The 19,443-nt window shown below is 60.9% G+C and carries 17 protein-coding genes and 1 tRNA gene; 12 read left to right on the forward strand and 6 right to left on the reverse strand.

The genetic code is table 11. From position 1 onward, the window contains the following. Positions 1 to 17: 17 nt before the first annotated feature. Together NKI08_RS01285 and NKI08_RS01290 are read right to left on the reverse strand one after the other, a co-directional pair. Positions 18 to 1,235, reverse strand: a complete 1,218-nt coding sequence (locus tag NKI08_RS01285) for an LL-diaminopimelate aminotransferase (RefSeq protein WP_023678886.1) — start codon at positions 1,233 to 1,235, stop codon at positions 18 to 20. 40 nt (positions 1,236 to 1,275) lie between these two features. Further along, positions 1,276 to 1,662 (reverse strand): hypothetical protein, encoded by a 387-nt coding sequence (locus NKI08_RS01290; RefSeq protein WP_352614042.1) that lies wholly within the window; start codon positions 1,660 to 1,662, stop codon positions 1,276 to 1,278. Positions 1,663 to 1,759: 97 nt separating this feature from the next. Between NKI08_RS01290 and phaC the strand changes: the two genes are divergently transcribed. The 3 genes from phaC to NKI08_RS01305 all read left to right on the forward strand — a co-directional run bounded on the left by phaC (position 1,760) and on the right by NKI08_RS01305 (position 5,285). After that, positions 1,760 to 3,595, forward strand: coding sequence for a class I poly(R)-hydroxyalkanoic acid synthase (gene phaC, locus NKI08_RS01295; RefSeq protein ID WP_352766767.1), 1,836 nt, complete (start codon positions 1,760 to 1,762; stop codon positions 3,593 to 3,595). 327 nt (positions 3,596 to 3,922) lie between these two features. Then, positions 3,923 to 5,041 (forward strand): YcbK family protein, encoded by a 1,119-nt coding sequence (locus NKI08_RS01300; RefSeq protein WP_352501096.1) that lies wholly within the window; start codon positions 3,923 to 3,925, stop codon positions 5,039 to 5,041. A gap of 169 nt (positions 5,042 to 5,210) precedes the next feature. Next, positions 5,211 to 5,285: transfer RNA gene (locus tag NKI08_RS01305), tRNA-Glu, on the forward strand. Between the two features lie 122 nt (positions 5,286 to 5,407). On the opposite strand, the gene NKI08_RS01310 is transcribed toward NKI08_RS01305, so the two are convergent. After that, positions 5,408 to 5,704, reverse strand: a complete 297-nt coding sequence (locus NKI08_RS01310; protein ID WP_023678889.1) for a DUF982 domain-containing protein — start codon at positions 5,702 to 5,704, stop codon at positions 5,408 to 5,410. A 297-nt stretch (positions 5,705 to 6,001) separates the two neighbouring features. Between NKI08_RS01310 and map the strand changes: the two genes are divergently transcribed. Together map and radC are read left to right on the forward strand one after the other, a co-directional pair. Beyond that, complete coding sequence (map, locus tag NKI08_RS01315; protein ID WP_352451363.1) at positions 6,002 to 6,829, forward strand: type I methionyl aminopeptidase; 828 nt, start codon at positions 6,002 to 6,004, stop codon at positions 6,827 to 6,829. Positions 6,830 to 6,881: 52 nt separating this feature from the next. Continuing rightward, the gene (gene radC / locus NKI08_RS01320; RefSeq protein ID WP_352766770.1) at positions 6,882 to 7,628 is read left to right on the forward strand and encodes a RadC family protein; all 747 of its coding nucleotides are present in this window, start codon (positions 6,882 to 6,884) and stop codon (positions 7,626 to 7,628) included. Between the two features lie 88 nt (positions 7,629 to 7,716). On the opposite strand, the gene NKI08_RS01325 is transcribed toward radC, so the two are convergent. From NKI08_RS01325 to NKI08_RS01335, 3 genes are all read right to left on the reverse strand, one after another. After that, positions 7,717 to 10,296: a bifunctional diguanylate cyclase/phosphodiesterase gene (locus NKI08_RS01325; protein WP_352766965.1), complete on the reverse strand. Its 2,580-nt coding sequence runs from the start codon at positions 10,294 to 10,296 to the stop codon at positions 7,717 to 7,719. Between the two features lie 447 nt (positions 10,297 to 10,743). After that, positions 10,744 to 11,787 carry a class I SAM-dependent methyltransferase gene (locus tag NKI08_RS01330; RefSeq protein ID WP_352685540.1) on the reverse strand — a complete coding sequence of 348 codons (1,044 nt, stop codon included), beginning with the start codon at positions 11,785 to 11,787 and terminating at the stop codon, positions 10,744 to 10,746. Between the two features lie 59 nt (positions 11,788 to 11,846). After that, positions 11,847 to 12,941 carry a glycosyltransferase family 4 protein gene (locus NKI08_RS01335; RefSeq protein WP_352766772.1) on the reverse strand — a complete coding sequence of 365 codons (1,095 nt, stop codon included), beginning with the start codon at positions 12,939 to 12,941 and terminating at the stop codon, positions 11,847 to 11,849. 493 nt (positions 12,942 to 13,434) lie between these two features. On the opposite strand from NKI08_RS01335, the gene NKI08_RS01340 reads away from it, so the two are divergent. The 7 genes from NKI08_RS01340 (at position 13,435) to NKI08_RS01370 (ending at position 19,437) form a co-directional block, all read left to right on the forward strand. Further along, positions 13,435 to 13,791, forward strand: coding sequence for an SPW repeat protein (locus tag NKI08_RS01340; RefSeq protein WP_352451366.1), 357 nt, complete (start codon positions 13,435 to 13,437; stop codon positions 13,789 to 13,791). A 131-nt stretch (positions 13,792 to 13,922) separates the two neighbouring features. Beyond that, complete coding sequence (locus NKI08_RS01345) at positions 13,923 to 14,372, forward strand: DUF2231 domain-containing protein (RefSeq protein WP_352470450.1); 450 nt, start codon at positions 13,923 to 13,925, stop codon at positions 14,370 to 14,372. Next, positions 14,372 to 15,718: a PQQ-dependent sugar dehydrogenase gene (locus NKI08_RS01350; RefSeq protein ID WP_352766775.1), complete on the forward strand. Its 1,347-nt coding sequence runs from the start codon at positions 14,372 to 14,374 to the stop codon at positions 15,716 to 15,718. Before NKI08_RS01345 ends, NKI08_RS01350 begins: the two co-directional genes overlap by 1 nt. A gap of 93 nt (positions 15,719 to 15,811) precedes the next feature. Continuing rightward, positions 15,812 to 16,000 carry a hypothetical protein gene (locus tag NKI08_RS01355; protein WP_352567649.1) on the forward strand — a complete coding sequence of 63 codons (189 nt, stop codon included), beginning with the start codon at positions 15,812 to 15,814 and terminating at the stop codon, positions 15,998 to 16,000. 59 nt (positions 16,001 to 16,059) lie between these two features. After that, positions 16,060 to 16,875: a cytochrome c oxidase subunit II gene (coxB, locus tag NKI08_RS01360; RefSeq protein WP_352500857.1), complete on the forward strand. Its 816-nt coding sequence runs from the start codon at positions 16,060 to 16,062 to the stop codon at positions 16,873 to 16,875. Positions 16,876 to 16,966: 91 nt separating this feature from the next. After that, the gene (ctaD, locus tag NKI08_RS01365; RefSeq protein ID WP_352470447.1) at positions 16,967 to 18,736 is read left to right on the forward strand and encodes a cytochrome c oxidase subunit I; all 1,770 of its coding nucleotides are present in this window, start codon (positions 16,967 to 16,969) and stop codon (positions 18,734 to 18,736) included. Then, positions 18,733 to 19,437 (forward strand): cytochrome c oxidase subunit 3, encoded by a 705-nt coding sequence (locus NKI08_RS01370; RefSeq protein ID WP_352539753.1) that lies wholly within the window; start codon positions 18,733 to 18,735, stop codon positions 19,435 to 19,437. Before ctaD ends, NKI08_RS01370 begins: the two co-directional genes overlap by 4 nt. The last annotated feature ends 6 nt before the right edge of the window (positions 19,438 to 19,443 follow it).

A 19,443-nucleotide genomic window follows, 5' to 3' on the forward strand; every position in this document is an offset into this window, starting at 1 on the left:
GGTTGATGTGTAGAAAATCAGCGATGCGCGGCGAGCGGCACGACGTTATTCGGCTGCTTGGCGCTGGATGCGAGGAAGCGCTTGATATTGCGCGCCGCTTGCCGGATCCGGTGCTCGTTTTCGACCAGCGCGATGCGCACGTGATCGTCGCCATGCTCGCCGAAGCCGACGCCCGGCGCCACCGCGACGTCGGCGTGCTCGATCAGGAGCTTGGAGAATTCAAGCGAGCCCAGGTGCTTGAACGGCTCCGGGATCGGCGCCCAGGCGAACATCGAAGCCGCCGGTGCGGGAATGGTCCAGCCGGCGCGGCTGAAAGCGTCGACCATGACATCGCGGCGTTTGCGGTAGACGTCGCGCACTTCCGCGATGTCGGCGCCATCGCCGTTGAGTGCATGCGCCGCCGCCACCTGGATCGGCGTGAAGGCACCGTAGTCGAGATAGGATTTCACTCGCGTCAGCGCCGAGATCAGCCGTTCATTGCCGACCGCAAAACCCATGCGCCAGCCCGGCATCGAAAAGGTCTTCGACATCGAGGTGAACTCGACGGCGACGTCTATGGCGCCCGGCACCTGCAGCACCGAAGGCGGCGGATTGCCGTCGAAATAGATCTCCGAATAGGCAAGATCCGACAGGATGATGATGTCGTTCTTCCTCGCGAAGGCCACCACCTCCTTGTAGAAATCGAGCGAAGCGACCAGTGCCGTCGGATTGGACGGATAATTGAGGATCAGTGCCAGCGGCTTCGGGATCGAATGGCGAATGCCGCGCTCCAGGGCCGGGATGAAGCCGTCGTCCGGCTCGACCTGCAGCGAGCGGATGACGCCGCCCGACATGATGAAGCCGAACGCATGGATCGGATAGGTCGGATTAGGGCAAAGGATCACGTCGCCGGGGGCGGTGATCGCCTGCGCCATATTGGCGAAGCCCTCCTTCGAGCCGAGCGTCGCCACCACCTGGCTGTCCGGGTCGAGCTTCACGCCGAAGCGGCGGGCATAGTAGTTGGCCTGGGCACGACGCAGGCCCGGAATGCCGCGCGACGACGAATAGCGGTGCGTGCGCGGATCGCGTACCACCTCGCAGAGTTTGTCGACGATGGCCTTGGGCGTCGGCAGATCCGGATTGCCCATGCCAAGGTCGATGATGTCGGCGCCGCGCGAACGGGCGCTGGCCTTCAGCCGGTTGACCTGTTCGAAGACATAGGGCGGAAGCCGGCGGACCTTGTGAAATTCTTCCATGGCAGTTCCAGACAGTGAGGTTGCGGTCGCGCGTATAAGCTTATTTGCAACTAGGGTCGAGAGCGGGGTCGCATTTGCCTTCGATCTGCTTCAGCGCCTCGGCGCCGTGTTTTTTTGCCAGCTGGTCCAGCGCTGCCTGGTCCGCAACCTTGACGCCGCCGCCCTTGGCGGCCTGGCTCTGCTCCTCGGCCTTCAGTTGGGCGAGCTTGGCGTTCTTTTCCTCGTCGGTGAATTGCTCGGCCGCCACCTGCGGCCGGATGTTCAGGTTCGGATAGGAACCGGTGTCCTTCGCGCCGACAAGGCCGGTGGCGGGCGCCGCACCTTCCATGTTGCTGCTCGTGCAACCGGCCATCGCCAACATGACGAGCGCCATGCGGCAAAAACGACCAGTGCCGGAAAAAACGTTCTTGCCAATATTAATCGTCATGTTGTTTTCCTGGCGGCCGGGTTAGAGCACATTGGACCCTGTTCGGTATCCCATGGTAATATGTCAACAAAACGCTTCGGGAGGAACCCCGCGAACCATGTCCAAAACACCCGATTCGGGCAAAGCGGAAGATGACCAACCTTCGACCGTCGAGCAATATCTGGTGAAGGACCCGGAACGCTTCGCGCTGAACATGGCTCGCATGATCGAGCAGGCCGGCAAGGCCGCCTCGGCATGGGCCGAGCCGCGGGAAAAAGGCGAGGTGCGCGATCACGTCGCTGAGCCGGTCGTCGACATGGTGAAGACGTTCTCCAAGCTCACCGAGTACTGGCTCTCCGACCCGCAGCGCGCGCTGGAGGCGCAAACGCGGCTGTTTTCCGGCTACATGACCGTCTGGGCCAACGCCGTCCAGCGCATCGGCGCCGGCGCCGAGGACGCCGAGGACGCGGTCAAGCCCGAGCGCGGTGACAAGCGTTTCCAGGACCCGGAATGGGGCCGCAACGCCTTCTTCGATTTCCTCAAACAGGCGTATCTGGTCACCTCGCGCTGGGCGGCCGAACTGGTCGAGCACGCCGACGGCCTGGACGAGCACACCCGCCACAAGGCCGGCTTTTATGTCAAGCAGGTGTCCAATGCCATCTCGCCGTCGAATTTCATCCTGACCAATCCGGAATTGTTTCGCGAGACTGTCGCCTCCAACGGCGAAAACCTGGTGCGCGGCATGAAGATGCTGGCCGAGGACATTGCCGCCGGCAAGGGCGACCTGAAGCTGCGGCAGGCCGATTATTCGCTTTTCGAGATCGGTAAGAATCTCGCCACCACTCCCGGCAAGGTGGTCGGCCGCAGCGACGTCGCCGAAATCCTGCAATACGAACCGACTACCGACACCGTGCTCAAGCGGCCGCTGCTGATCTGCCCGCCATGGATCAACAAATACTACATCCTCGACCTCAACCCGCAAAAATCCTTCATTCGCTGGGCAGTCGAGCAAGGCCACACCGTCTTCGTCATCTCCTGGATCAACCCGGACGAGCGGCACGGCGCCAAGAGCTGGGAGGCCTATATCAGGGAGGGCCTGCAATACGGCCTCGACACGATCGAGAAGGCCACCGGCGAAAGGCAAGTCAACGCCATCGGCTATTGCGTCGGCGGCACGCTTCTGGCGGCGGCCCTGGCACTGATGGCGCAGGAAGGCGACAACCGCATCAAATCCGCCACCTTCTTCACCACCCAGGTCGATTTCACCTATGCCGGCGATCTAAAAGTGTTCGTCGACGAGGAGCAGGTCGCGGCCGTCGAAAAGGCGATGAACGAGAAAGGCTATCTCGACGGCACGAAGATGGCGACCGCCTTCAACATGCTGCGCTCGGGCGACCTGATCTGGCCCTATGTCGTCAACAACTACATGCGCGGCAAGGATCCCCTGCCTTTCGACCTGCTGTACTGGAATGCCGATTCGACCCGCATGGGCGCTGCCAACCATTCCTTCTATTTGCGCAATTGCTATCTCGAGAACAGGCTTTCGCAAGGCATGATGGAACTGGCGGGCCGCACGGTTTCGCTGAAGGACGTTACCATTCCGGTCTACAACCTCGCCTCTAAGGAGGACCATATCGCGCCGGCGCTTTCGGTCTTCCTCGGCTCGAAATATTTCGGCGGCGAGGTCGATTACGTCATGGCCGGCTCCGGCCACATCGCCGGAGTCGTCAATCCGCCGGCGGCGCAGAAATATCACTACTGGACCGGCGGCAAGCCGGCCGGCGACTTCGACCAGTGGCTCGCCGGGGCCACCGACCATCCCGGTTCCTGGTGGCCGCACTGGCAACGCTGGATCGAAGCCAAGGACAATACCCGCGTACCGGCCCGCAAACCGGGCGAGCATATGCAAGTTCTAGGCGAAGCCCCCGGCACCTATGTCAAGGTGCGCGTGTAACCATCTGTAATGTGTGGTGAGTTGACGCGCCGCCAAAAGCGGGCGAAATGGTGCCGTCAACCCTGAGCAGCCTTGATTCATCCTCTAGCCGCCAAATTACTTTGAGGCTTGCAGATTTGACACAGGTCTCGTTTCCGGTTCGGGGAACAAGGGTCATTTCGACGAGACGTTTCGACGCCGCGCCAATGACGAACCGGTCGGATATCGAGGGGGAATTTTGTTTTGAGATCAGCAGGATCGCGCCTCGCGAAGGGAGAAAGCCGCGCCATTGTGGCGGCGCTTTTCTCGGTGCTCCTGGCGTCCTGCACCTCGGCCGGCGACCCGACGATGTCGGTCGGCATGCCAGGCTACAATACCTCGGCTACCGAAATCAGCACGGCCGCCGGTGCGCCCCAGGCCAGCACGGCCGCATCATCGTCGCAGATGACAAGCGCACAAATGACGATGAATGCCGACGGCGACGCCAACCTTCCCGAGCAGGTCGCCTATGTGCCGGTGGCCAAGCCAGGGGCCAAGCTCGACGCTGGATTCCCGATCGCCGTCCCCACGGCAGCCGAGACGATCGCGGGACACACGCCGCAACCGCTGCAACCAAACGCCCAGACAGCCGAACAGGCCGTGGCGCAGAACAGTGCTGATGCATCGAAGCCCGACGCCAAGGCCGCCGCACCGGCGATGACCAACCCGGTTTATGTGACCGCCGGCGAGATGCCGCAGCCACAGGCCTACGCACCGAAGAAAAACTTCCTGGCCTCACTGTTCAGCGCCACGCCTGCTTCGGCGGCACCTTCTTCGCCGGCCAACAGCAGAGCGGGCGGGCAGCCAACGGTCATGCAGGCCAAGGCGACGCCTGCGGCAAAACCCACCGTCACCCTGGCTTCGGCCGATCCGGCTGAAAAGCCGGTGCAGCTGGTGTCGACAGGCGACACCAGCCACTTCACCGCCGATGCGCTGCCCGGCGTGCGACAGACGGCGCTGTTCGAGATCAAGCGCAAATCCGGCCTCGACGATGAGAGTGATGTCGATCTCAACGAAGACGAAGGTTCGGGTGGCGCCTACCAGGTCGCCTCCGCCGCCGGCCTTGCCCGGCTGGCGCCCAACGGCCTCCTGAAACAGAACGAAAGCGTCGATGTCGCCTGCTTGAAGCCATCGCTGGTTCGCGTGCTGAAGACGATCGAAGGCCACTACGGCCGCAAGATGACGGTCACCTCCGGCTATCGCGATCCGGCCCGCAACCGCCGCGCCAACGGCGCAAAGAATTCGCTGCACATGTACTGCGCCGCCGCCGACATCCAGGTTCCCGGCGTCTCGAAATGGGAACTGGCGAGCTATATCCGCACCATGCCGGGCCGCGGCGGCGTCGGCACCTACTGCCACACCGAATCCGTCCATGTCGATGTCGGCCCCGAGCGTGACTGGAACTGGCGCTGCCGCAGGCGCGGCTAGGTTCTTTCCGGCGCCGCGACGCCCCTTCCCCGGCGACGTTGTACTTTGCCGCAACCAGCTTCGCCGGCAAAAACACGCGGTTTGGAGCCAAAGGAAAAAAGTTGTCGCAGCCGGCGGCAGACGGGTTGCCGGTTTGTCGCGACGCAACTATAAGCGCTCACATCTGAGCGCGCCCATCGTCTAGCGGTCAGGACACCGCCCTTTCACGGCGGTAACAGGGGTTCGATTCCCCTTGGGCGTACCAGCATTTCAACTTGGCATGTCTATCGCCAGCGTGATGCTGCGCAAGCTTTGCTGGACCCGCCACTCTGATAGGGATGTCGGCAAGAAGAGGCGAAGACGACTGAGGACTACGTCGAAGGCTCCCTACGCCCGCAGCCCCCTCGCCTCGCCGCCGCGCTTGCGCGGAACCATCATGTCCCTGGCAAGCAGGCCGCTCACCCGGCAAAAGGCCATGAAGGCCCGCCATGCGTCTTCGGTCTCGACGATGTCCACCGTGGCGCCAAAACAGGCATTGAACGCGGCCTGGTAGGTTGGTCCCTTCCGGCGAACCGGCCATGTTTGCAGGAAATCGAGCGCCTGCTCGACACTGTAGATTTCCTCGACCGGCTGGCCGGGCACAGGCGCGATCCGCACCGGCACCTCGAATTGCAGTCTGTCCATTCGATCTCTCCCGAACTGACACCCCCGCAGCAACGCCGTTCGTCGCAAAAAATTGCCGTGGCGGCTTAATGCTTGAGCCGCTTCTCGCCTAGAAATGTGTCGTCACTACGGTGGTCAATGAACCCAGCGAAGTATGGGCCGCTAGAGGCAAGGAGAATGCCCCCAGGCGTGAATATCGCCGGTCTTCGGCCCGTCGCCGGCAGTTCGTCCTTGAACCTTGCGCTTTCCAGTGCCAAATCTGGGAAGGTTTCTCTCGCCGAGGCTCATCCAGCCCCGCATCCCTGCAAGACGGATAAAATGGTCACCTATCTCGACGCCGCCACGGCACCGCTCAGAAACACCGGCCAGATCCGTCTTTACGACGAGGAAGGTTTTGTCGGCATGCGCAAGGCTTGCGATCTCACCGCGCGCTGCCTTGACGAACTGGTACCGATTGTGGCGCCCGGCGTCACCACCGAAGCGATTGATCGCTTCGTCTTCGAGTTCGGGATGGACCATGGCGCGCTTCCGGCGACGCTCAACTACCGTGGCTACACGAAATCATCCTGCACCTCGATCAACCACGTCGTCTGTCACGGCATACCCGACAACAAGCCGTTGAAGGATGGCGACATCGTCAATATCGACGTCACCTATATCCTCGACGGCTGGCATGGCGACTCCTCGCGCATGTATCCGGTGGGCACGATCAAGCGTGCCGCGGAGCGGCTGCTCGAAGTCACGTATGAGTGCCTGATGCGCGGCATCGCGGCAATCAAGCCGGGCGCCCGAACCGGCGCCATCGGCGCCGCCATCCAGACCTATGCCGAAGCCGAGCGTTGCTCGGTGGTGCGCGATTTCTGCGGCCACGGGGTTGGCCGGCTGTTTCACGACGCGCCGAATATCCTGCATTACGGCAGCGCCAGCGAAGGCGTCGAGATGCGGCCGGGCATGATCTTCACCGTCGAGCCGATGATCAATCTCGGCCGGCCGCATGTGAAAGTGCTGTCGGACGGCTGGACCGCGGTGACGCGCGACCGTTCGCTGTCGGCGCAGTACGAGCACACGATCGGCGTCACCGAGACCGGCTGCGAGATCTTCACGCTGTCGCCAAAAAACCTCGACCGCCCCGGCCTGCGGGCCTAGTGTCTGGCAGATCGGGCGTTACCTTGCCCGGCAAATGCTGGGTGGGGCAGCCATGAACAATAACGACGACGAGCGGGCCTTCTTTCCCGAAAGGCCAGTGCGATCGCCCGCGAAGGCGGTGGCCGCCGACAAGCCGCATTATCTCGGCCATCGCGACCGCCTGCGCGAGCGCTTCGCCGCCGGTGCCAACACCCTCCCCGACTACGAACTGCTCGAGCTTTTATTGTTTCGGCTGATCCCGCGCGCCGACACCAAGCCGGTCGCCAAGGCATTGCTGGCACGCTTCGGTACATTGGCCGAGGTCCTCGGTGCGTCCGTCGAGCGCCTGCAGGAGGTGAAGGGCATCGGCCCGGCGGTGGCGCTCGACCTCAAGGTGGTTGCGGCAACGGCGCAGCGCATGGCGCGCGGCGAGATCGCCGGCCGCGAGCTGTTGTCGACGTGGACGCAGGTTCTCGAATACTGCCGGTCGGTGATGGCCTTCGAGGAGCGCGAGCAGTTCCGCATCCTGTTCCTCGACAAGAAAAACGCGCTGATCGCCGACGAAGTCCAGCAGGTCGGCACCGTCGACCACACACCGGTCTATCCGCGCGAGGTGGTCAGGCGCGCCTTGGAGCTCTCCGCCACGGCGATCATTCTGGCGCATAACCATCCGTCGGGAGACCCGACGCCGTCGCGCGCCGACATCGAGATGACCAAGCTGATCATCGAGACGGCCAAACCGCTTGGCATTGCCGTTCACGACCACATCATCATCGGCAGGAAAGGCCACTCCAGCATGAAGGGCCTGCTGCTGATCTGAGGTTTGGCGTTGTCTTCAGCTTTGTCCGCTGTGCGCCTATGTACCGCAACGTGAAGGCGGTCGGCTCGATAAATTCTGGCGCCGAGGCTCAGCTGGCCGTGCGCAGGCGTCGCGATCGGACAAAGGTCTTAAGTCCCTCGGAATCGAACGCGTGGCCGAAGGCATAACCCTGCAATATGTCGCAGCCCAGGCCCTTGAGTAGCCGTGCATGCTGCATCGTCTCGACGCCTTCCGCCACGACCTCGATACCCAGCGACTTGCCGATTTCAATGATCGACGAGACAACCTGCCTTCTCTGCGGCGATTTGACGATTGGGGTGACCAGCTGCCGATCTATCTTCAGCCGGCGCGGCTGCAACTTCAGCAAACTGACCATCGAAGCGTAACCGGTACCAAAATCGTCTATTTCGATGTCAATCCCCAGTTCTTTTATCTGCTCGATGTTCCACGTGACAAGGTCGTCGTTCTCGTCCAGGAAAATCGACTCAACAAGCTCAAACGAAACTGTTCCCTTCTTGATATTTTGCTCTCGCAGGCTCTTGATGAGCTCCTCATCCTGAAGGCGCCTGGCCGAGACATTGACCGACACCCGCGGAATGTGAAGTTTTGCAGCGGACCACGCTTCGAAATCCGAAAGCGATTGCTTCAATATGGCTTGGTCGATGATCGAGACAACGTTCAGTTCTTCTGCAATCCTCAGGAAGACGTCGGGCGCCAAAATACCCTTTATTGGATGTTTCCACCTCGCCAGCGCCTCAACCCCAACGATTTCGAGCGTCTTTGCGTCAAATTGGGGCTGGTAGAACGGGATGAACTCGTTGCGCTCGAGGCCGCCGAGAATTTCGTCGGCAATCCGCTTGGTATCGACGATTTCGCTTTGCATCGCGTCTGTGAAGAATTCGTATCGATTGCGCCCCCGCCCCTTTGCTCGGTAAAGCGCGATATCGGCGTTCACCAGCAGGTGTTTGGCTTCGACATCTTTTCCGTTGTCGACAGCGATTCCCACGCTGACACCAAAACGGCATCGATGACCCTGATAGTAGACCGGTTCGCGCATCTGGCTGATGACGCGGTCGGCGAGCAGCGCCAGCTGCTTGGTATCGTCGCGCACCACGCACAGAACGATGAATTCGTCTCCCCCGATACGGGCGACGAATCCCTCGTCGCCGACCTTCGACCTGAGCACGGTTGACGCGTGAACCAACATCGCGTCACCGGCGGCGTGGCCCAGCGTATCGTTGATGTGCTTGAACCGATCCAGATCTATGTGAAGCAGTGCCGCGTGCCCGCCTGAGCGCCTGGCGTTTGCCGCGTAATGTTCCAGTACCTGGTCGAGGTAACGCCGGTTGGGCAAGCCGGTCAGCGAATCATGAAGCGCGATGTGCTCTATGCGCGCTTTGGCTGACTCGAGTTCTGCATTTTTCGACTCGGACAGCTGTTTTGCACGAACCAGATCCTTGTTCAGCAGGACGTCGGCAGTCACGTCCCATTCCGCGCCGATCATTTTTGGGGTGTCGTTTGCGACCCGGTAAACGATCGCCTTGGACCGGACATGACGGATCTCGCCATCCTGACGCACAATCCGGTACTCCGACAAATATGGTCGTCCGCTGGCCACCGCCCTGTCGAAGTCCGCGTTGGCGCCAGCCAAATCATCTGGGTGGATTGCTCCCGCCCAGTCTGGATAGCCCCGGTGCTCGCCAGTTGGTTTGCCATATATTTCGTTGACGCGATCATCCCACGTAAGCTCGTTGGTCGCGAGATCGTGTTCCCAAACCCCAATAGCCGACGCTTCCAGGGCGAGTTCCAAGCGTCGTGACAATCGACGCAATTCGGCATAATTGCGCTGTCTTTCGCCAATCAGGCGGCCTGTGACCAGGAAAGGGAACACAACCAAGGCTCCGGCCGTCGCCATGATAGCGCGCAACAACCATGCGTTGCTTGGCGTCGAAGGCCAGCCATTTTTGGGAATGGCCGCGATTTGCCACGAACCGGACGGGAGCACAACGTCGGCTGTCACCGGATCGCTTTTGCTGATCCGCTCACTACCGTAGAATTGGTCTCCATTTTGGCCGAGAGCGTCCCTGCCGATCAGCGCTATGTCAATCCCGAGATCGTCGTCAAGCAGCCCGCTCGCCCGATAAAGACGCTGCACGTCGACAACGGCGGAAATGATGCCCCAGAACCTTTCCGTATTGCCCGCGCTCCGCACGAAAACCGGAAAGCGGCCGATGAAGCCTTGTCCTCCCTGCTTCAGCTCGACGGGGCCGGCAAGCACCAGCTTGCGTTCGTCTCGCGCCCTTAGCGCAGCCGCACGCTGTCGTTCGTTCTTGCGGTAGTCCAGGCCCATCGCCTGCTCGTTACCCTCCATCGGGTACATCAGGGAAACGACCAGATCGGGCGCGCCGGCAATATTGTTCAATTGCGAGTCGGCGCCAAACAGATTGCTCGCGAGTGAGGCGAAGCGTTGCTGTCCCATATAGGGCTCGGTCACGACCGCGGAGACCAATCCACGCACGAGTTGAAGGTTTCCGTTGATATTGCCTTCGAGCTTGGCGCGGATGAGGTTGACCTTGGTCAGCACGTCCGAACGGACGGCCTGGTCCGAGACGACTTTGTTCTGGTGCTCCGCGAACGCAGCGCTGATAAGTATGACGACAAGCGCGATCGCCGCCGGAATATTTGCCGACGAAAAGACGATCTCCTTGATGCCGCCGAACCTAGCGCGGAAAAAAGCCAATAGGCGATTCCTCAAGTGCCATTTCAGGTTTTCGGGTCGACCCGATGAGGAACATTAGCTTTCAATGTTTAATTTGACCTTCACGCTCCTTAGAGCTTTTGCACTTCCGACCGTTGCTGATGTTGCAGGCCCGAGCGGTTGGAGCCAGCTGCCGACTTCCACTGCCATGGTCCCACTGATTGAGATGCGCTGGCGCCGGCGATCCAGCGTCTGTCGACCATTCGCGAGGAGATCTGCTCATCTCAAGGCGCTCGTCTGTGGAAGCGGACCGAGAGAGAGGCCGGCTAGACCTGGCTTGCTCGGAAGATCGAGGAGCGCGAGCGCGATTGCACAAGTCGACGCTCCGACCCGGGTACTCTGGAGCGTTGACCTGGACTAGTGCCCCTCAATCGCCTTGGGAGACACAAGGTATGGTATCTTGCCGACGCTGCGCTTCGTCGCGCCAATGGAATAAGCCATCGGTATCTTGGGAGAGTTCTCCGGCAAGCCGTACATATCCTTGCCGGCCCGCACGGCAAATGAAAAGTGCTGCCACGAAACCGTGTCATGCTCATTGAGAAAATCGAGCGTCAGACCAGCTGAAATCAGCGCATTCACCACGTCACTGATCGGGTGGATCCATTCATAATAGCGAGGATGCTTCAAGATGCGATCATCGCCGGTGTAGGTCAGTTCCTCGTTCCAGGCGAGCGGCCGAGCTATCGGCGTTCGCCAGTCGTGCTTCAATTCCAGGGCCGCGGCCTTTCGATCGCACTGAAACAGCAATGGATGGCCCTCGGCCATGTAGAGGCGGCCGCCGGGTCGCAGAAGATCGGCAACCACCCGCGCCCAACGGAACACGTCGTCCAGCCAGTTTACCGAACCCCAGGTAACGTAAGCGATATCAAAGGTCCGGCCGAGCGCTTCCACCGCCTCGAACAGTGGCGCTTCCACGAAGCGCACGTCGGTGCCTGCCTTCGCAGCAAAATCCCGCGCCGCCACGATCGCCGTCGGTGAAAAGTCGAGCCCGGTCACGCTGCCTGCGCCGAGATTCTTCAAGCTGATCGTGTCAAGACCGATGTGACACTGCAGGTGGACGATATCCTTGCCGGCGATATCGCCGAGCTCGCGCGTTTCCAGCTCATAGAGATTGGATCCGCCGGCCAGCACATTCTCGATGTGGTAGCTGCCCGTTGTGTCGGTCGAGTGCAGTTCGGCCCGATCATCCCAATTAAGGCGGTTCGCGCCCAGAAACCGTTCCAAATTCCCCCACCCCTGACCGACGCATGGTAAACAAGTCGTTAAAGCACCTTTGCAGCGAAAGTAGCGCGCGTCAATCCGGACCGGGCGGCAGTACGACGCCGCTCGCGAAAGCATTAGTCCCGGGAAGGCTTGCTGCTGATCAAAGGCTTCTGGCGCGATCGCCGCGCCCGGCGACAAGACCCCGCAGGCGCTCCCGGACTCCGCCGTCGTGGTCTGTATGTGGATCAGTCGGTTCCTCAGCCCGGCACAGCCACCATCGCGATATTTCTGGAGAGCTCGTTTGTGGGGGCAACTGCGTCTGCCGTGCCGCTCGTGAGTGCTCGGTAGAGTGCCAGATAATCGCTGCACATGCGCTCGACCGTGAACCGCTTCTCGAACGTCTGCCGCACTCGTGCGCGATCGAGGCTGTCTATGCGCCGGAGCGCGCCCACGGCTTCCTCCACCGTATCCACGATCCATCCGGACACACCGTCATCGATGATCTCCGGGACGGCGCCACGCCGGAACGCAACCACGGGCGTACCGCAGGCCATTGCTTCGATCGTTACGAGACCGAAGGGTTCCGGCCAGTCGATCGGAAACAAAAGCGCTTTCGCATTGCCCAGAAAATCCGCCTTTTGCCGCTCATCGATCTCGCCAATGAACTCCACGTTCGAATGCCGCAGCACTTGCGGCTCGACCCTTTCCTTCCAGAACGACTGGTCCACCTTGTCGATTTTGGCGGCGATCTTCAGGGGAAACCCGGCCCGCGCCGCTATTTGTATGGCCGCTTCCGGCCCCTTTTCCGGCGAGATGCGACCGAGAAACGCAAGATAGCCGGAGGTGTTCGGGTGGAATGGCAGAAGATCGCGGGGTAGGCCATGATGCACGGTTCCAACCCAATTGACGGGCGGCATGGGCCGGCGCTGGTCGAAGGAAATCGAGACCAGGGGAACGTCGTCGAACATCGCATAAAGCTGCGCCAGATCGGGCAGGTCGAGCCTGCCGTGAAGCGTGGTAACCGTTCGTCTGGCAAAATCCCGAATTATGGGGAAGTGCAGAACATCGACGTGGAAATGCAAAACGTCGAATTCACCGGCTCGCCGGCGCACCCGTTCAAGCATCATAACATGGTGCGGACCACCGTCCTGGACCCTGGGGTTCAGGCGCAGCGCGACGTCGCAACACGGCACCAGCTCGGCTGAGGTACGAGAATCGGCGCTGGCGAACAGCGTCACCTCGTGGCCCTGTCGGGCAAGTTCTTCGGTCAGATACGAAACAATTCGCTCGGTTCCACCGTAGGTTCGGGGCGGCACGGATTCGGTTAGCGGTGCGATCTGGGCTATTTTCATTTAGAAAATCTTTTCGGCGGCGATCGCCGTCTTTCAAACAAGCTTCGGCGGCAACCAAGACAAGCGAGAGCTTCCCGTTGCGAAGTATTCTATGCAGAGCGTATTTATAGTTGTGCCGTCCGTGCTCCTCCCGTGCAATCAGGTTTCCCTTATTCAACTCCTCTGCATCCAAGAACTGCGATCCACGAGAAATGTTTCACCGGCTCGATAAAAAGACAGAATGAGCTACGCGCCGCCGCCCCGCCGCCCCTGACAGGCAGCTTTGGATCGCTCGATCACCACCAATTGATCCAGGCGTGCCGGTGCCGAATGGAACATAAAGCCCGGAATTCAGTTAGATAGCTGGATTTGGCTGGAGTACCGCCAGATGCGGAATTCCAGCCGGGCAGGGCACTACCTTGACACGGAGTGAGCGGCTTCGGGCGCATCTCACCGAACTCAGGCACCACCTTGCCGAACTCAGGAGCCATAAACGCTCCTTATGGAGGATGCCATGAACCAGTGGACAAACGCCAGGCTCTGTGACGTAGCCAACCTGATCCTTGGGGCAATTCTGTTCTTCTCCCCCTGGATCTTCACCTTTGCGGCAGGCCCGCAGACGCAGAACGCCCTCGGCAGCGGAATCTTGATTGTCGTGCTTTCGGTTGCCGCCCTCGCAGCATTTGCCGTGTGGGAAGAGTGGGTGAACCTGGTCGTCGGACTGTGGGTTCTCGCATCGCCCTGGGTGCTTGGATTCCAGGCGACCACGGCGATGACCGTGCATGTCGTGATCGGCATTCTGGTCGCCGTGCTGGCGGCGATCGAGCTCTGGATGATGTATCAGAACCCGCCGACCCAGTCCGCCGCCTAACAGGCGCAGCCAGCCAGCGCCCTTTTTTGGGCCTGTCGGATCTATCGGTCGTCTGCCGGTCTCTCGGCAACAGCCGCTGGAGGCCGGGCAGGCGGCGTTTGTTTGGACGAGAATAGGAAGGATGACGCATTATGGTCGGTGACAATCCGCGTTCGACGGCCAGGATTGCGGGACATCCTATTCATCCGATGCTCGTGCCATTTCCGATCGCCTGCTTCGTCGGCACCCTGCTGACGGATCTAGCCTATTGGCGAACAGCGGAGATGATGTGGGCTGACTTCTCCGCTTGGCTGGTTACCGTCGGCGTGATCATGGGCTGCCTGGCAGCGATCGCGGGGCTGATCGATTTCCTGGCCAATCCGCTGATAAGGGCACAGCCCCCCGCCTGGCCGCACGTGCTCGGCAATCTTCTGGCGCTGGCGTTATCCATCATCAACATGCTCGTGCACACCCGCGATGCATGGACCTCCATCGTTCCTACAGGCTTGATCCTCTCGGCGGTTGTCGTGCTCGTCCTCATCTTCACCGGTTGGCTGGGCTGGTCCATGGTGTACAGGCATCACGTCGGAGTGGCGGATTGATGCGCATAGCAAGCTCCATCGGTCAGACCAGGCGCATCGCGGTGTCCGTCCTAGTTTGCACTGCGGCGATCACTCTTGCAGCGTGCAGCGGCAACGACCCGGACCCCAGCAGTCAGATAGGGCCGAATCCAAAACTGCCGGAGCCGATCCAATATTTCTTCCCGCCGATGCATCTCGCTTCCGTGGTCGGATGGAAGAGCGACGAGAAGCCGACAGTCGCGCAGGGGCTGCAGATCCAGGCTTTCGCCCACGGCTTGCAGCATCCGCGGTCGCTTTATGTGCTGCCCAATGGCGACGTCCTGGTGGTCGAGTCCAAGGCGCCGGGTGGCGAACCGATCAAACGGCCCAAGGATTTGGTGATGGGCTGGATCGAATCCTGGGTCACCTCGGGCGGCGACAGCGGCCCAAGCAACCGCATTACGCTGCTGCGCGACGCCGATGGCGATGGCAAGCCGGAGCTGACCAGCGTATTCCTCGACCACCTGAGCTCCCCCTTTGGCGTGGCGCTGGTGGGAAGCGATCTCTACGTCGCCAATACCGACTCCATCGTCCGCTATCCCTACAACACCGGTGACACAAAGATCACCGCGCCCGGGACGCCGCTAACCGCCCTGCCCGGCGGCCCGATCGACCACCATTGGACGAAGAGCCTGGTGGCAAGCCCCGACGGCTCGCTGCTCTATGTCGGCATCGGCTCGAACAGCAACGTCGCCGAAAACGGCATCGAGGCGGAGAAGAACCGCGCCGCCATCTGGCAGGTAGACAGGGCCACCGGCCGGTCGCGCATTTTCGCCAGCGGTTTGCGCAATCCAAACGGCCTGAGCTGGGAGCCGCAGACCGGGGCGCTCTGGGCAGTGATCAATGAACGCGACGAGCTCGGCCCCAATCTCGTGCCGGATTATCTGACCTCGGTAAAGGATGGCGGCTTCTACGGATGGCCATACAGCTATTACGGCCAGCATCTCGATCCCCGCGTCATGCCCCAACGTCCGGACCTGGTCGCAAAAGCGATCGTTCCGGATTATGCACTGAGTTCCCACGTCGCCCCTCTGGGGCTGGCCTTCTATGCGGCAACCAGCCTTCCCGAGGCATATCGCGGCGGCGCCTTCGTTGGCGAGCATGGCAGCTGGAACCGCACGCGCTTCAATGGCTACAAGGTAGTTTTCGTACCATTCAGCGGCGGCCGTCCGAGCGGCGTCGCTACCGACGTGGTGACTGACTTCCTGGACAAGGACAACAAGGCGCGCGGCCGGCCTGTCGGCCTGGCTGTCGACAAAACCGGGGCCCTGCTCATCGCCGACGACGTCGGCAACACAGTTTGGCGGGTGACATCTGCCGGCCAATAAAGTGGCTCCACTCCCTTCGTCGAGCTGTCGGTCGAGCAGGTGGAGGGATCCCCGACGATCGCCGTTCCGGTGGTTCTGCTAGGCGCATTCGGCGTGCCCGCCATTGCCGGCTACTCCACGCTGACGATGTTTGCCGCGTGGCCGCATCGGGCGGGTGAGCTGGAAATAGATGAGGGCCTGCCGCTGATCACCGCCGAACCGAAGGACCGCCAGCGCCGCGAAATGGTATTTTTGCCCTTCCCACAGCCGGCTCTAGAATTTTCATCGCAAATCAAGTTATGATGCACTTGGTATTTCCCGGGACGGCTTGCGCCGCTTGGAATACCGGGAGGAACCGGGACATGGCCGTTGCGCTTGTACTCGTTCTGATAGTCGTGGGCTCGGTGTTGTTCCACTTCCTGAGCCCATGGTGGTGGACGCCGATTGCCTCGAACTGGGACTATATCGACAACACCATCATCATAACTTTCTGGATCACCGGTGTCGTCTTCGCCGCCGTGGTTCTTTTCATGGCCTATTGCGTCTTCCGCTTCCGTCATCGGGAAGGCAATCAGGCGGCATACGAACCTGAGAACAGGCGGCTCGAATCCTGGCTGACGGTCGTCACCGCGGTTGGTGTCACCGCTTTGCTCGTTCCAGGCCTGTTCGTCTGGAGCCGGTTCGTTACCGTTCCAAGCGACGCAACCGAGGTCGAAGTCGTCGGCCAGCAGTGGCAATGGAGTTTCCGCCTCCCCGGCAAGGACGGCAAGCTCGGCACATCCGACACTCGCGACGTCAACGCTGAAAATCCACTCGGCGTCATCGCCACCGATGCCAACGGTCAGGACGATGTCGTAGTGGAAGCGGCCGACCTGCACCTCCCGGTAGGCAAACCGGTCAAGATGCTGCTCCGCTCGATCGATGTGCTGCACGATTTCTACGTGCCGGAATTCCGCGCCAAGATGGACATGATCCCGGGCTCGGTCACCTATTTCTGGTTCACTCCTACCAAGACCGGAACCTTCCAGGTCCTGTGTGCCGAACTCTGCGGCCAGGGACATCCGATGATGCATGGCGTGGTCATGGTCGATACTCAGGAAGACTATCTGGCGTGGCTTGGCCAGCAGCAGACTTTTGCGCAGCTGTCCGCGCCCCAGCAGATGGGCTCGGCAGAGTAGGAAACCGGAACGACGGCGCGCCGTCGGGATTGAAGTTAATGCGGCAAGTCCGAACTGTCGGGCTGGCCGAGAAGGGCACGGAGGTGTTCCTATGGTCGATATCACACCTGCAGATGCGGTACCGCCGGCCGAAGTCGCGGAAATGGAACTCTACCATCCGCACAGCTGGTGGACGAAATACGTTTTCTCGCAGGACGCCAAGGTCATCGCCATCCAGTATTCGGCGACGGCGACAGCGATCGGCATGGTCGCGCTGGTGCTATCCTGGCTGATGCGGCTGCAACTCGGCTTCCCCGGCACATTCGACTTCATCACCCCGGAAGCCTACTACCAGTTCATCACCATGCACGGCATGATCATGGTGATCTACCTGCTCACGGCACTCTTCCTGGGCGGCTTCGGCAACTATCTGATCCCGTTGATGGTTGGTGCTCGCGACATGGTCTTTCCCTATGTCAACATGCTGAGCTACTGGATCTATCTGCTCGCCGTGCTGGTCCTGGTGTCGAGCTTCTTTGCGCCCGGCGGACCGACGGGTGCCGGCTGGACGCTCTATCCGCCGCAGGCGATCATGACCGGTACGCCAGGCGGCCAGGACTGGGGCATCATCCTGATGCTTGTCTCGCTGATCCTGTTCATCGTCGGCTTTACCATGGGCGGCTTGAACTATGTCGTGACGGTGCTGCAGGGGCGCACGCGCGGCATGACGCTGATGCGCCTTCCGCTTACTGTCTGGGGTATTTTCACCGCCACCGTCATGGCACTGCTCGCCTTCCCGGCGCTGTTCGTCGCCTGCGTGATGATGCTGCTCGACCGGGCGCTCGGCACCAGCTTCTTCATGCCGGCGATCGTCGAGATGGGCGAACAGTTGCAGCACGGCGGCGGCAGCCCGATCCTGTTCCAGCATCTGTTCTGGTTCTTCGGCCATCCGGAAGTCTACATCGTGGCGCTTCCGGCCTTCGGCATCGTATCCGACCTGATCAGCACCCATGCGCGCAAGAACATCTTCGGCTACCGCATGATGGTCTGGGCCATCGTCGGCATCGGCGCGCTGAGCTTCGTGGTCTGGGCGCACCACATGTATGTCAGTGGCATGCATCCCTATTTCGGCTTTTTCTTCGCCACAACGACATTGATCATCGCTGTCCCAACAGCCATCAAGGTCTACAATTGGGTGCTGACGCTGTGGCGCGGCGACATCCACCTCACCATACCGATGCTTTTTGCCTTGGCCTTCATCGTCACCTTCGTCAATGGCGGGTTGACTGGGCTATTTCTTGGCAATGTCGTCGTCGACGTTCCGCTGTCGGACACGATGTTCGTCGTCGCCCATTTCCATATGGTCATGGGGGTTGCCCCGATCATCGTAATCTTCGGCGCGATCTATCACTGGTATCCGAAGGTCACCGGCCGGATGCTGAACGAGACACTGGGCCGGTTCCATTTCTGGGTCACCTTCCTCGGCGCCTATCTGATCTTCTTTCCCATGCACTATCTCGGCTTGATGGGCGTGCCGCGGCGGTACAACGAATTGACCGACATGACGATCATGACGGAATCGGCCCACCACCTGAACTCGTTTATCAGCATCATGGCTTTTATAGTCGGTTTTGCTCAGATTGTGTTTCTGTTCAATCTCATCTGGAGCATCCGCCATGGCCGTGAGGCTGGCGGCAATCCGTGGCGGGCAACGACGCTCGAGTGGCAGACGCCCGAAACACCGCCCGCCCACGGCAATTTCGGCAAGGATCTGCCGATCGTCTATCGCTGGGCCTATGACTACAGCGTACCGGGAGCCAAGGAGGACTTCATACCGCAAAACGTTCCGGGCTCCTTCGCGCCCTCCAGGGAGCCGGCATGAGCGTAATCCTGGTCTTCCTGCTCGTGATCGCCGGTATTGCCGGGTGGTGGCTTTCCCATCAGCGGCTAATGACGAAGCCGTGGCTCGAGCAAGGTATGACCGGGGATTTTGTCGCTCTGGACCGATCGGCGCTGCCGACCGCAAAGATCGGTCTCGGCGTCTTCCTTGCCGTCGTCGGCTGCCTGTTCGCGCTGTTCACCAGTGCTTACTTCATGCGCATGGCGCTGTCGGATTGGCGGCCGCTGCCCATCCCGCCCCTGCTCTGGCTTAACACCGGCGTACTGGTCTTGAGCAGCATCGCGATACAGTGCGCTTCGCTCGCGGCGCGCAAGGGTCAAGTGGACATGGTCAGGCTCGGCCTCGCCACCGCTGGACTCACGGCGCTCGTCTTCCTGATTGGACAGCTTGTGGCATGGCGGGAACTGAGTGCGGATGGCTATTTTCTGGCATCCAATCCGGCCAACAGCTTCTTCTACCTGCTAACGGGAATGCATGGCCTGCATATACTGGGAGGACTGGTCGGGCTGGGCAGAACGAGCGTCGGCGCCTGGAACGGAGCGCAGCCGCAGCGGCTTCGCCTCAGTGTCGAGCTGTGCGCCATGTACTGGCATTTCCTGCTTTTCGTCTGGCTCGCCATCTTTGCGCTTCTGGCCGGCTGGGCTTCGACTTTAATCGACATTTGCCGAGGGTTGCTGACCTAGGAGGAA

The sequence above is a fragment of the Mesorhizobium sp. M0768 genome (assembly GCF_040320195.1).
Classification (GTDB): Bacteria; Pseudomonadota; Alphaproteobacteria; order Rhizobiales; family Rhizobiaceae; genus Mesorhizobium.

What these genes read in the sequence shown, in the direction of transcription:
- NKI08_RS01340 (WP_352451366.1), top strand. Translation starts at nt 13,435, where the DNA reads ATGAACCAGTGGACAAACGCCAGGCTCTGTGACGTAGCCAACCTGATC.
- NKI08_RS01310 (WP_023678889.1), bottom strand. Translation starts at nt 5,704, where the DNA reads ATGGACAGACTGCAATTCGAGGTGCCGGTGCGGATCGCGCCTGTGCCC.
- NKI08_RS01345 (WP_352470450.1), top strand. Translation starts at nt 13,923, where the DNA reads ATGGTCGGTGACAATCCGCGTTCGACGGCCAGGATTGCGGGACATCCT.
- map (WP_352451363.1), top strand. Translation starts at nt 6,002, where the DNA reads ATGGTCACCTATCTCGACGCCGCCACGGCACCGCTCAGAAACACCGGC.
- NKI08_RS01370 (WP_352539753.1), top strand. Translation starts at nt 18,733, where the DNA reads ATGAGCGTAATCCTGGTCTTCCTGCTCGTGATCGCCGGTATTGCCGGG.
- NKI08_RS01335 (WP_352766772.1), bottom strand. Translation starts at nt 12,941, where the DNA reads ATGAAAATAGCCCAGATCGCACCGCTAACCGAATCCGTGCCGCCCCGA.
- NKI08_RS01290 (WP_352614042.1), bottom strand. Translation starts at nt 1,662, where the DNA reads ATGACGATTAATATTGGCAAGAACGTTTTTTCCGGCACTGGTCGTTTT.
- phaC (WP_352766767.1), top strand. Translation starts at nt 1,760, where the DNA reads ATGTCCAAAACACCCGATTCGGGCAAAGCGGAAGATGACCAACCTTCG.
- NKI08_RS01350 (WP_352766775.1), top strand. Translation starts at nt 14,372, where the DNA reads ATGCGCATAGCAAGCTCCATCGGTCAGACCAGGCGCATCGCGGTGTCC.
- radC (WP_352766770.1), top strand. Translation starts at nt 6,882, where the DNA reads ATGAACAATAACGACGACGAGCGGGCCTTCTTTCCCGAAAGGCCAGTG.
- ctaD (WP_352470447.1), top strand. Translation starts at nt 16,967, where the DNA reads ATGGTCGATATCACACCTGCAGATGCGGTACCGCCGGCCGAAGTCGCG.
- NKI08_RS01285 (WP_023678886.1), bottom strand. Translation starts at nt 1,235, where the DNA reads ATGGAAGAATTTCACAAGGTCCGCCGGCTTCCGCCCTATGTCTTCGAA.
- coxB (WP_352500857.1), top strand. Translation starts at nt 16,060, where the DNA reads ATGGCCGTTGCGCTTGTACTCGTTCTGATAGTCGTGGGCTCGGTGTTG.
- NKI08_RS01300 (WP_352501096.1), top strand. Translation starts at nt 3,923, where the DNA reads ATGTCGGTCGGCATGCCAGGCTACAATACCTCGGCTACCGAAATCAGC.